The organism is Chryseobacterium sp. UF-81 (assembly GCF_058245105.1).
In genome coordinates this window covers 90,056-103,814 of record NZ_JBSIBX010000008.1, presented here as the reverse complement: position 1 = coordinate 103,814, position 13,759 = coordinate 90,056, and the positions used below count along the sequence as shown (strand labels likewise).

Here is a 13,759-nt window from a genome sequence, read left to right as displayed (position 1 = left end):
GTTTAAACAGTTTCGTTATTATTTTTTTATTCAAAATAATAAGTGTTAAAAATACAAATAAAAAGTAATGAATAAATCAGTTGTATTAGCATTAGGTTTCATGCTGTCAGGAGTTTTTATTGCTGCACAGGCATTTGAGAAAAAAGTACCGCAGGATTTTGATACTGAGAAAAAAGAAATTCCACACGGAAAAATTGACACCATACAGTATTCCTCAGCAACGGTTGGAACTACGCGTAAAGCCCTGGTATATACACCTCCCGGATTTAAAAAAGGCACTCAATATCCTGTTTTATATCTTCTTCACGGCATTGGAGGTGATGAAAAAGAATGGTTCAGAAACGGAACTCCCCAAATTATTTTGGATAATCTGTATGCCAAAGGAAAAGTGAGTCCAATGATTGTTGTACTGCCCAACGGACGGGCCATGAAAGATGACAGGGCAACCGGCGATATCATGGCAAAAGATAAAGTAGAGGCTTTTGCAACCTTTGAAAAAGACCTGTTGGATGATCTGATTCCCTTTGTGGAAAAAAAATATCCGGTTAAAAAAGACAGAAATGACAGAGCCATTGCCGGGCTTTCCATGGGTGGCGGACAGACCCTGAATTTCGGATTGGGAAATATTGACAGGTTCGGCTGGATAGGAGCTTTTTCCGCTGCTCCGAATACCAAAGAGCCTCAGCAGCTTCTTCCTGATCCCACAAAAGCTAAACAATTAAAGCTTCTCTGGATTTCATGCGGAGATCAGGACAGGTTGATGCCTTTCAGCAAACGAACAAGCGATTATCTGACAGAAAATAAAGTACCACATATTTTTTATGTAGAGCCGGGCGGCCATGATTTCAAAGTCTGGAAAAATGATCTGTATCTGTTTTCGCAACTGCTTTTCAAACCAGTCAATCAGGAAGAAGTTAACCTTATTCTGAAGTCAGAATAAATATTAATGACTTTAAAAATTTGATCTCACCATAATCCATAAACAATGATTTTCAACAAAATAACCAGTAAAGCATTCGTCATCACGGTGGTAATACTATCGGGAAATACCTATGCCCAGTCCTACAGCAAAACAGATTCCGGATTGAGCTTTTCTGCAGAAAATATGGCTGTTGAAATAAAATTGTATGGAGAAAATATGATAAGGGTGATTAAATATCCTGTCGGAAAACCATGGGTGAAAAATAGTTTGTCGGTCATTAAACAGGAACAAAAAATTAAATTTTCAGTTTCAGAAAAAAATAATATTATTTCATTAAAAACGAATGACCTGCAGCTTTCCATTAATGCTAAAAATGGAGTAATCACTTATAAATCGTCATTGGGGAAAGAACTTCTGGAAGAAACCGGAAGTAATTTCAAACCATTTAATGACGCCGGAACGCAGACCTATTCCGTAGTACAGGATTTTCAGCTTGAAAAAGACGAACCTATTTACGGCCTGGGCATTCTGCAAAACGGAAAAATGTCCCAACGGAATACCAATGTAAAAATGATTCAGAATAATACCTGGGATTTCGTGTCTTTTTTCCAGTCTGTAAAGGGTTACGGTATCTTTTGGGATAACTATTCACCGACACAATTTACGGATACACCCCAGAAAACATCCTTCTCATCTGACGTGGGAGATGGTATTGATTATTATTTTATCTACGGAAAAAATGCAGATGGGGTAGTTGCAGGAATGCGTGATCTTACAGGAAATGTACCGATGCTTCCTTTGTGGACATATGGCTACTGGCAAAGCAAAGAACGTTACAAAAGCCAGGATGAACTGGTAGATGTGGTTAAAAAATACCGTGATCTGAAAGTTCCTTTAGACGGAATTATACAGGATTGGCAGTACTGGGGAAACAATTATCAGTGGAACGCAATGGATTTCATCAGTCCCGATTTCCCGGATGCTAAAAAAATGATACGGGATATCCATGACATGAATGCCCATCTTTCGGTTTCCATCTGGTCGTCATTCGGGCCAATGACCCAACAGTACCGTGAAATGAATTCAAAGGGAATGCTTTTCAATATCAACACCTGGCCGGAATCAGGCAGGGAAGTCTGGCCTCCGGATTTGAATTATCCTTCCGGTGTCCGTGTTTACGATGCTTACAATCCTGAAGCCAGAAATATATACTGGAAATATCTGAATAAAGGTATTTTCAGCCTGGGAGTGGATTCCTGGTGGATGGATTCAACAGAGCCCGATCATCTCAGCCAGAAAGCGGGAGATCTGGATACCCAAACCTATCTAGGCTCATTCAGAAAAGTAAGAAACGCTTATCCGCTAATGACGGTAGGTGGTGTTTACGACCATCAGCGTGAAACTTCTAATGATAAAAGAGTTTTTATTTTAACAAGATCAGCTTTTGCAGGCCAGCAGAGATATGCAGCCAATACATGGTCAGGCGATGTCAACTCTTCCTGGGAGACATTGCGTAATCAGGTTCCTGCAGGATTGAATTTCAGTCTTACCGGAAACCCGAATTTCAATTCCGATATCGGTGGTTTCTTTGCCGGTGTTTATAAAAGAAATGGAGGCCCGGATAATCCAATGTTCCGGGAACTGTATGTCCGATGGCTGCAGTATGGAACCTTTACGCCGATGATGCGTTCACACGGAACTGATGTTGCGAGAGAAATTTACCAGTTTGGGAATAAAGGAGATGTTGTATATGATGCGATAGAAAAGTTCATCAGGCTCCGTTACAGTATGTTACCCTATATCTATTCCGTTTCCCGGGATGTTTCAAAAAACGGGTCAAGCTTTATGAGAGCCCTATCCATGGATTTTCCTTCAGACAAAAAAACATGGGATGTGAATCATGAGTATCTTTTTGGAAAATCATTTTTAGTGGTACCGGTTCTCAATGCCCAATATACCCCTGAAAAGCTTATCAAAACCGATGAAAATGAAGGCTGGAATAAAACCGGCGACACTAAAGAAAATTCGGTTTCCAACATAGATTTTACCCAAAATAAAAGGGTGAAAGTGTATCTTCCGGAAGGAGCAGATTGGTTTGACTTCTGGAATAATGAAAAGCATAATGGCGGCCGGGAAATTGACAAAACCGTGAATCTTCAAAGCATTCCATTGTATGTAAAAGCAGGAAGTATCATTCCGTTGGGTCCCGATGTACAATATGCAACTGAAAAAAAATGGGATGATCTTACCATAAGAGTTTATCCGGGAAGCGATACCGATTTCATTTTATACGAAGATGAGTTCGATAATTATAATTACGAAAAAGGCGCCTATACGGAAATACCTTTTCACTGGAACGAAAAATCAAAAACACTGACGATAGATACCCGGAAAGGGAAATACAAAGGAATGATTGAGACGCGGAGTTTTAATCTGGTTCTTCCCGATGGGCAGCAGAAAACAATAAGTTATTCCGGTAAAAAAACAAACGTCCATTTTAAATAAGCTTAAAATATTGAATATGAGAAATTTAAGTTTAATAATAGCATTGGGATTTTTCCAGATTTGTTTCGCCCAAAATCCAATCATCCAGACCAAATTCACTGCCGATCCGGCGCCGATGGTTTATAAAGACACCGTTTTTCTTTACACCAGCTATGACGAAGATGATGCGTTTGGTTTTAAAATGAAAAACTGGCTGCTTTACACTTCTGTTGATATGGTCAATTGGACTGATCACGGAATAGTGGCTTCTTTAAAAGATTTCAAATGGACAGATCCTGAAAACGGAGCCTGGGCCCCTCAGGTGATCGAAAGAAACGGTAAGTTTTATATGTATTGCCCGATGCCGGGACAAAGAGGAATCGGAGTTTTAGTGGCCGACAGTCCGTATGGTCCTTTCAAAGATCCTATAGGAAAACCTTTGGTTAAAAATTCAAGTGATGATATAGACCCTACTGTTCTGATTGATGACGACGGACAGGCATACCTCTATTGGGGAAACCCCAATCTTTGGTATGTAAAGCTGAATGAAGATATGATTTCTGTAAATGGAAATGTCGTAAAAGATCCTTCAATAGCTAAAGTGAAAGGTTCTCCGGATCCGTTTCATTATCAGGAAGGGCCCTGGGCATGGAAAAGAAACGGCCTTTATTATATGGCATATGCCTCTACCTGCTGCCCTGAAGGAATCGGGTATGCCATAAGCAAATTTGCAACCGGCCCCTGGGAATTCAAAGGAATGATCATGGACAGTGACAGGCGTTCCAACGGAAACCACCCGGGAATCATTGATTATAAAGGAAAAACTTATGTTTTCGGATTTAATTATAATATAGGAAAACAGACTATGAGCAAGCATTATGAGCGACGTTCTGTCTGCGTAAGCGAAATGAAATATAATGCCGACGGGACCATTCAGAAACTGCCTTTCTGGAATCCTGAGGGCGTAAAAAGAATCGCGACGCTCAATCCTTACAATAAAACAGAAGCGGAGACCATTGCATTCAGTGAAGGGCTGAAAACCGAGAAACAGACTGAATGGGAAAGAAACAACCCTTACGATACAGGTAAGAAAATTGCCGACCGTATGGTAGTTTCATCCATCAATAATGGTGATTACATCAAAGTGCAGGGGGTGGAATCTTCCAAAGGAGCTCAATCGATAGAGGTTTCAGTCGCGGCATTGTACGGCGGCAATATAGAAGTTCATACCGATGCGCTTAACGGACCGGTTTTAGGCATTGTAAAAGTAACAGGAAAAGCAGAAGGTGACATTTTCAAAACCATCCAAACACCTGTTAAACCTGTCACAGGTATTCATGATCTGTATTTTGTATTCAGAGGAGATAGAGATCTTTTCTATTTCGACTGGTGGAGGTTTAAAAATTAGTGATTTCCGGCACATGGCGTTGCTTACTATAAATTAATACCGTTATAATAACAACATATATTTATGATTCAGCAAAAATTAAGATATATTACATTATCATTTCTATTGGCAGGCTTGGGTATTTCTGCCCAGAATCCTATCATTCAGACCAATTACACTGCAGACCCTGCGCCGATGGTTTATAATGACAGACTGTACGTATATACCACACACGATGAAGACGATTCTACCTGGTTCACCATGAACGACTGGAAAGTATATTCCACGAATGATATGGTCAACTGGACAGACCACGGAACAATTCTCTCGTATAAAGATTTCGATTGGGCCAAACGTGACGCTTGGGCAGGACAATGTATAGAGAGGAACGGAAAGTTTTTTATGTATGTTCCGATGTGGTCCAAAACCAATAACAAAGGTGCTATCGGCGTTGCTGTTGGAGACAGTCCGTTTGGTCCTTTTCATGATCCGCTGGGAAAACCTCTTGTACAGAGTGAATGGGGTGATATTGATCCCACGGTTTTTGTGGATGATGACGGTCAGGCTCATATGTATTGGGGAAATCCTAAGCTTAAATACGTAAAGCTGAATGAGGATATGATTTCCTATTCCGGAAATATTGTAGAAGTCCCGATGACCGAAGAATCATTTGGCAAAAGAGATGGTAAACCTAATCCGGAAAGACCTTCAAAATATGAGGAAGGGCCCTGGCTGTACAAAAGAAAAAATCTCTATTATCTTTTCTGGCCGGGAGGTCCGCTTCCTGAATTCATAGGATATTCTACAAGTAAAACGGCACAAGGCCCTTGGAAATATGGCGGAATTGTGATGCCTACAGAAGGGAAATCATTTACCAATCATCCCGGTGTTATTGATTTCCGGGGAAAAACCTATTTCTTTTATCACAACGGAGCACTGCCGGGCGGAAGCGGGTTTACAAGATCGGTAAGTCTGGAAGAGCTTACTTTCAATAAAGACGGTTCCATTTCGCCGTTTAAAATGACCAGCGGAATTACAAAAGCTATTGCAGCAGTTAATCCTTACTCATTCAATCAGGCAGAAATGATTGCATGGTCGGAGAATGTAAAATCTTATCAGAACAAAGAGGCCGGTGTTTTCATCAAAGCAAAGAAAAATGGCGCTTATACCAGAGTGAAAAATGTGGATTTCCGAAAAAAAGGGGCCAGTGTTTTCTCCGCAAGGGTAGGAACCACTCATAACAGTGAGGTAACAATGATCATTCATCTGGATGCTGTGAACGGCCCGGTTGCCGCAACGGTAAAAGTTCCGATGACGGGTGGGGATGACCGCTGGGAAACGGTAAAAGTTCAGATTGCTGAAAAGATTACCGGTGTTCATGATCTGTATTTTGTATTCAATGGAAAAGCCTCAACAGATATTATGTATTTCGATTACTGGACCTTTCTTGAAAATAATGAGTTATGAGAAAAATTTTTTTATATATCGTATTCAGCTTACTTCTGATCAGCAAAAGCTTTGCACAGGTAGCGGAAGTTTCAAGTCCTGATGGCCAATTAAAGCTTCATGTTTTTTCAGAAGATGGAAAAACAATGTATAATGTGATCCTTCAGGGAAAAACAATGCTTGAAAAATCTCCTTTGGGATTGATAACCAACGAATCCGATTTTTCAAAGGATCTGAAATTTACCGACAGCCAAAAAGATGCAGTTTCTAAGAAATACACGAACGGAAAAATCAAAAAATCTGAAGTTAATTATAACGCCAACACCTTAACGGTTCATTTCACCAATGCAGACCAGCATCAAATAGGCATTGAATTCCAGGTGAGCAACAACAATATTGCTTTCCGATACAATATCCCACCCATGAAAGAAAGGTTGAGTGTTGTGGTACAGTCGGAAATTACCGGTTACAGGTTCCCGTACCAGACGACTACTTTTCTTTCCCCCATGATGAAACCGATGACAGGCTTTGCCCGCACGGCACCAAGCTATGAAAGCGGTTATAAAGCTGATGCTGAAATGGGAATGCCATCTGATTACGGCTACGTTTTCCCTGGTCTTTTCCATATCGGAAATGAGGGCTGGGTATTACTTTCCGAGACAGGAGTGAACAGTATGTATTGTGCCTCGCATCTTGAAACCACAGCAGAAAAAAGCCTTTACAAAATAGCTTATCCGAACATTGCTGAAAATAACGGTTTCGGAAGTACCGGAGCAGCAGTGTCACTTCCAGGAAAAACACCGTGGAGAACTATTACGGTGGGAAGTTCATTGAAACCCATCGTAGAAACCACCATCCCTTTTGATGTGGTAGATCCGGTGTATGAGCCTTCACAGGATTATCAGTTCGGAAAATCTACCTGGAGCTGGATTCTCTGGCAGGATAAAAGTATGAACTATGATGATCAGGTGAAATTCATAGATCTTGCTGCAGCATTGAAATATCAGTTTATTCTTATGGATGCGCTTTGGGATAAAAATATAGGCAAAGACCGCATGAAAGAGCTTATTCAGTATGCAAAATCCAGAAGTGTAGGAGTATTGCTTTGGTACAATTCCAACGGCGCAGCCAATGATGCACCCATGGGACCGAGAAATAAAATGAGCTCATCCGTTGAGCGTAAAAAGGAAATGAAATGGCTGAAAGAAGCAGGCGTAAAAGGACTGAAAGTAGATTTCTTCGGAGGAGACAAACAGGAAACCATGCGTCTTTACGAAGATATTTTATCAGATGCCAATGATTATGGATTAACGATTATTTTCCATGGAGCTACTGTACCGAGAGGCTGGGAAGTAATGTATCCGAATTATGCAGGAAGCGAAGCTGTTCTTGCCTCAGAAATGCTCTATTTTTCAGAAGATGTACGTAAGCAGGAAGCTTTTTTTGCCACACTTCATCCATTCATCAGAAATACAGTGGGAAGTATGGAATTCGGAGGAACTTTTCTCAATAAATACTTAACGGAATCCAACAGGGATAAAAATAAAAGACATACCACGGATGGTTTTCAGCTGGCTACAGCAGTACTGTTTCAGAACCCGGTTCAGATGTTTGGCATCATGCCGAATAACCTGACCGATGCACCGGAATTTCAGCTCAGCTTCATGAAAGAAGTTCCGACACTCTGGGATGAAACGGTTTTTATCGAAGGCTATCCCGGGAAATATGCAGTGGTTGCGAGAAGACATGCAGATCATTGGTATGTAGCTGGTGTAAATGCTGAAAAACAATCCCAAAAACTGAAAATAATGCTTCCAACGTTGGCCGGGAAGACCGTAAAACTCATCAATGATGATGCAAAAGGAAACACTTCAGAGAAAGAAGTAAAAGTAAACGCAAAAGGAGATTTCAGCATTGAACTGCAGCCGCAGGGAGGTTTTGTTATGAAAAATTAACCGGAGTAAACCTTATAGGTTTTCAAAACCTATAAGGTTTGAATTGAGTAAAGAATACAAAGGTTTTAAAAATTTAAAAAAACTGATTATGAATCATTTAAAAATATTTTTTCTTGTCACATTGCTAGGGTTTTCTTTACAGATCACTGCAACAGAACCCTTCATCAGCACTGAGAAAAAAAACGAAAATATTGTTTTAAAAGAAAAAGCGCTCAATCTTTCGATTTTTACCAATTCCGGAATAGATCAGGGGATTATGAGAGCTGTGAGAAACCTGCAGACTGATTTTCAGAAAGTGACAGGAGAGCAGCCTGTTATTCTTGACCAGGCTTCAGGATTGCAGTCTCCTTTAATTATAATCGGAACTGTCGGAACAAAATCAGTTGTGGATGATTTGATCAGACAGAAAAAGCTTGATGGAAAAGCATTAACAGGAAAAAGAGAAAAATATATCATTCAGAATGTCAGCAATCCTTTTCCGGGAGTTTCTGAAGCCATTGTGATTGCAGGAAGTGATAAAAGAGGAACGATCTACGGGATTTATGAAATGTCCCAGCAGATAGGCGTTTCCCCATGGTATTATTGGGCAGATGTTCCGGTTCCGGTAAAAGAAAATTTATATTTCAAAAAAGGAATGTATACCGATGGAGAGCCTGCTGTAGAATATCGCGGAATCTTCCTTAATGATGAGGAACCTTCACTCGGAGGCTGGGCCAGAGCCACATTTGGCGGAGTAAACAGCAAATTTTACGAGAAAGTTTTTGAACTGATCCTGCGCCTTAAAGGAAACTATATCTGGCCAGCAATGTGGGGGAAAGCATTCTATGACGATGACGCTCTGAGCGGACCGTTAGCGAATGAGATGGGTATTGTCATGGGAACTTCCCACCATGAGCCTATGGCTTTGGCACAAACCGACTGGCACAGGTATATCAAAAAAAATAACCTTCCGAATGTCTGGGATTATGCTAAAAATGCGGAAGTTTTACAGAAATTCTGGAAATCAGGCCTCGAAAGAAGCAAAGACTGGGAAAAGCTCGTAACAGTAGGAATGCGAGGCGATGGTGATGAAGCAATGGGAGAGGGAACCAATATTTCCCTGCTGGAAAAAATCGTAAAAGACCAGCGTAAGATCATTGCTGAGGTTACCGGGAAAAAAGCTGAGAAAACACCTCAGGTCTGGGCATTGTATAAAGAAGTTCAGGACTATTATGATAAAGGAATGCGGGTTCCTGATGATGTTATCCTGCTGTTCTGTGACGATAACTGGGGGAATGTAAGGAAGCTTCCGGATCTTTCAAAACCTTTGCATAAAGGCGGCTATGGAATCTATTACCACTTCGATTATGTAGGCGGACCTAGAAACTCCAAATGGATCAATATCAGTCCCATCCAGAGAGTCTGGGAACAGATGAACCTTTCCTATGAACACAAGGTGGATAAGCTTTGGGTTGTCAATGTAGGAGATTTAAAACCTATGGAGTTTCCGATCAGCTTTTTTCTGGAAATGGCCTGGAATCCAAAGCAGTTTAACGCTAAAAACCTTTTGGAATATATTGAAAAATGGGCTGCCCAGCAGTTCGGTGAAAAACACGCCGGAGAAATTGCCAGGATGATTAATCTCTATTCCAAATACAACAGAAGAGTAACGCCTGAAACCCTTGACAGCAAAACGTACAGCCTTGAAAATTATCATGAATTTGAAACGGTTTTAAATGATTACAGAGCATTAGCCGTAGAAGCTTTACGGTTAAAAGAACAGATTCCTGCTGAATACCAGGATGCTTATTATCAGCTGGTTCTTTATCCTATCGATGCATGCAGCAATTTGTATGAAATGTACTATGCAGTAGCAAAAAACAGGGAATTGGCAGCAAAAAAAGATCCGGAAGCCAATTTCTATGCGGATAAAGTGAAGGCAAGCTTTGAAAGAAACGCCTATCTGGACAATCAGTACAATAATGTGATCGCCGGAGGGAAATGGAAACATATGATGGATCAGATGAGAATCGGGTACAAAAGCTGGGCAGACGGGAAAGAAAATATAATGCCCGAAGTCACCTATATTTCCGAAGCTGAGGTTCCCAAAGAAAAAGTATTTCAGGAGAAAGAGGGTTATGTGTCCATAGAAGCGGAAAATTTTGCAAGAATGCATCAATCAGACAGAATCCATTGGGAAGTGATTCCTGATTTCGGAAAAACAAAATCCGGGGTGACTATATTTCCGCAGAATGCCTATCCAAAAAGCGAGGAAAATATCTGGCTGGAATATGATATTAACTTTGAATCCAAAGGGGAATTTGGGGTTGAACTTCTTTTAGCACCTACTTTAAATTTTAATCACAATAAAGGACTCCGGTACGAAATTTCATTTGATGATCAACCTGCACAGGTTGTGAATTTCAATGGCCATTACAAAGGAGAATTAGGAAGATGGCAGTCCGAACATATCATTAAATCTGTTACCAAACATTCGGTGCCGCAGTCAGGAAAACATACTTTACGATTCAGAGTGCTCGAGCCCGGAATTGTCCTGGAAAAAATACTGATCAACACCGGAGGTTTAAAACCTTCTTACCTGGGCGCCCCGGAAAGTGAAATGGTTCACTAAATGACCAAATACTCATCACAAACAACACTTTAATTATGAAGCAATAATCTTAATTCATCAATCTGAAATACAGTTTTATTTCAATTATTTACACTCAAAATCACAAATATTTAAACCAAAACATTATGAAAAAACTTTTAACCCTTGTTACCATTCATTCTATATGCTTGTTTTTCAGCTGTATGCTATATGGACAGCTTACTACCGTAAAAATTGATAAGAATATTCCTTATCAGAAAATAAAAGGGTTCGGGGGATTTGTCTGCAGTCCTCAGTTTGCCTATAATCATATGACAACATCTGAGATTCAGACGCTTTGGGGAGCTTCCAGTGAAGGCGGATATAATATTATGAGACTCTATATTCCCGAAAACAGCAACAACTGGAGTTCTGTACTGGCTACAGCGCAGCTTGCCAAATCAATGGGACTTACCATTTTTGCCAGCCCGTGGACCATGCCTGCAGCCTGGAAAACCAACAATCATGTCAATGCTGTTTATACGGATGCCAACGGAGTACAGCAGATAGGATATTTAAAGCCGGAAAATTATCAGGATTATGCGCTTTACCTTAACAGTTTTGTTACCTATCTTCAGAACAATGGAGTAGAGCTTGATTATATTTCCATTCAAAATGAACCGGATGAAATGGCCCAGTATCAGGGATGTATCTGGACGCCTGCACAAATTGCCAATTTTATCAAGAATTACGGACAGCTCATCAACTGTAAAGTGATTGCCCCGGAAAGCGTTGGATTTACGGATAATTTTGCCAGTGCTTTGCTGGATCCTGCAGCAATGGCCAATTTTGAAGTGTATGGCGGCCATCAGTATGGACTCATCCAGTCTACCTACAAACAATTTCAAAATTATAACAAAGAAATCTGGCAGACAGAATATCTGATCAACTGGAATTCTTCATCTACCCAGCCGGCACGAGATTTCAGCTGGAATACAGATGCATTTACTTTTGTCACCAGCGTCAACAATGCATTATTGGGAAATATCAATGCATGGATCCATTATTCTGCCAAAAGGTATTATGGCTTAATGGGTGACGGAACCTACGGAACTGCCGCAGGCGTAATGACCAAAAGAGGCTATATCCTTTCGCATTATGCCAAGTATACCACAGGAAAAACGAGAATAGAGGCGAAATGGGATGACAAAACGGGTGTTTTACAAGGCTCTTCCTATATTTCCCAGGATGGAAATCAGGTCGTTCTTATGGTTATCAATCCTTCTCAGAATGCTTACAGTTTAAAGGTTGATCTGCCTTTTTACACCACTTCAGGAACAAAAGTATTGACCAATACACAATCCAATATGGTCAGTACACCCATTTCTATGAGCACGGCAACATTCCGGCCTGCTGCTGATATCAGCCCTTCCAGTGTCATGACCTTTGTTTTTAATAAAAGCGGCGACAGACCTGCCTCTCTGATGACAGGCGGTGATATTCATTATAATAAAATTGAAACACAGACGGCCACCAGTGCAGCATTTGGTACAGGATTCAATATCAGCAACACAACGGTGACGTTCTCCAATCCAAGCCCTCTTATCAGTAATAATATGACAGCGGCTAACGGATACCTTCAGCTTAATGACAGGTACAATAAACTGATCCTGCATGTAAACAGCTATACAACGGCGGGACAAAGCTATTCGGACAATACAACCTTATACTATATCAACAGCCAGGGCGTAACGAAATTTTATAATTACGGAAAGATTAATTTTCCGCAGGGAGGAAATTTTGATATCACATTCGATATTTCAAGACAGGTTCTTACAGACGGCTGCAAAGGAATTTTAGGACTGAGAAACTCCAACTACAGCTCTGTGCTTACATTGAATCTCGGAGATGTCTATTTCAATGTGGGAAATGAAATTGCTTCTAAATTCGGAGGAACCTATTCCGCAAGTGACAGCTATCTGATGGATGCATTGGAAAATGGTTACTATACCTCAGTAGATTTCAGAACTGCAGCAGGGGTTACTTCTGCCAATAACTGGCAGCCTATGAGTGTCAATACCAACAGTATTTATTATGTGAGTTCGAATGTAAGTTCATCTGCCAATAACTTGATTTCAGGTACAGCCTGTTCAAATCTTGTCCTTTCCGGACAGGGTATGGATTTTCAGGTGCCTTTTAATTTCACAGCGAATACTGCTTCTTATAGCCGTACATTTAATGGCTACGATGTGCTGATCTTGCCATTTCAGGCCAATATACCATCCGGAGTTACTGCTTATACGATGTTACCCGGAGCAGGCAATATCAACTGTACCGCAATTTCAAACGGAATCATTCCTGCGAATACCCCGGTCATCATCAATGCAACAGGGAATATTACTTTCAACGGTTCAGGAAATGTTTCCACACCTAAAGCGATCACTGTTAATCAGATGAATGGAGTTTATCAGAGCATTAAGGTTCCGGCCAGTGCCTATGTTTTGAAAACAGAAAACGGAGTAACAGGCTTCTATAAAGTAACAGCCGGAAGTGAGCCTGTAATAGGTTCTTTCAAAGCCTATCTTACAGAAGAAAACACTTATTCTGCCAATGTTCTTCCCTTAAATTTCGGATCGTTAAGCACCAGAAATATTTCTGCTGAGGCAAAAATAGAGCAAGTTAAAATATATCCGAATCCTGTAAAAGCAGATCTTTTCATTGATTCTGACTTTTCAGAAGCTACTGCAATCATTTTTGATGGAAGAGGAAGTGTGATCAGGTCCGGATTGAAAATAAACTCAGGGAAAAACCATATGAATGTGGGAGATTTCCCGGCCGGTATTTATTTTATTGAGGTTACTCATAAAAATAATGCGGTGGTAAAACAAAAATTTGTCAAAGAGTAAACTGAATCCAAAGCCGGCATAAGACTAGCTTATGCCGGCTTTATTAATATCCATTTGATGATGGATTAATAATAAAAGATTGAAACAGAT

At 40.5% G+C, this 13,759-nt stretch carries 7 protein-coding genes; all 7 read left to right on the top strand.

What is annotated here, in order from left to right:
- Positions 1-67: 67 nt before the first annotated feature.
- The 7 genes from AC4IFE_RS12585 to AC4IFE_RS12555 all read left to right on the top strand — a co-directional run bounded on the left by AC4IFE_RS12585 (position 68) and on the right by AC4IFE_RS12555 (position 13,669).
- Complete coding sequence (locus AC4IFE_RS12585; RefSeq protein WP_490757531.1) at positions 68-940, top strand: alpha/beta hydrolase; 873 nt, start codon at positions 68-70, stop codon at positions 938-940.
- Between the two features lie 45 nt (positions 941-985).
- Positions 986-3,427 carry a glycoside hydrolase family 31 protein gene (locus AC4IFE_RS12580; protein WP_490757530.1) on the top strand — a complete coding sequence of 814 codons (2,442 nt, stop codon included), beginning with the start codon at positions 986-988 and terminating at the stop codon, positions 3,425-3,427.
- A gap of 16 nt (positions 3,428-3,443) precedes the next feature.
- A complete protein-coding gene (locus AC4IFE_RS12575) occupies positions 3,444-4,814 on the top strand; it encodes a glycoside hydrolase family 43 protein (protein WP_490757529.1) in 1,371 nt (456 codons plus the stop codon).
- A gap of 63 nt (positions 4,815-4,877) precedes the next feature.
- Complete coding sequence (locus tag AC4IFE_RS12570) at positions 4,878-6,260, top strand: glycoside hydrolase family 43 protein (RefSeq protein ID WP_490757528.1); 1,383 nt, start codon at positions 4,878-4,880, stop codon at positions 6,258-6,260.
- Positions 6,257-8,194, top strand: a complete 1,938-nt coding sequence (locus tag AC4IFE_RS12565) for a glycoside hydrolase family 97 protein (protein ID WP_490757527.1) — start codon at positions 6,257-6,259, stop codon at positions 8,192-8,194. Before AC4IFE_RS12570 ends, AC4IFE_RS12565 begins: the two co-directional genes overlap by 4 nt.
- 88 nt (positions 8,195-8,282) lie before the next feature.
- Positions 8,283-10,805: a glycosyl hydrolase 115 family protein gene (locus AC4IFE_RS12560; RefSeq protein WP_490757526.1), complete on the top strand. Its 2,523-nt coding sequence runs from the start codon at positions 8,283-8,285 to the stop codon at positions 10,803-10,805.
- A 125-nt stretch (positions 10,806-10,930) separates the two neighbouring features.
- Positions 10,931-13,669, top strand: a complete 2,739-nt coding sequence (locus AC4IFE_RS12555; RefSeq protein WP_490757525.1) for a T9SS type A sorting domain-containing protein — start codon at positions 10,931-10,933, stop codon at positions 13,667-13,669.
- Positions 13,670-13,759 lie beyond the last annotated feature (90 nt).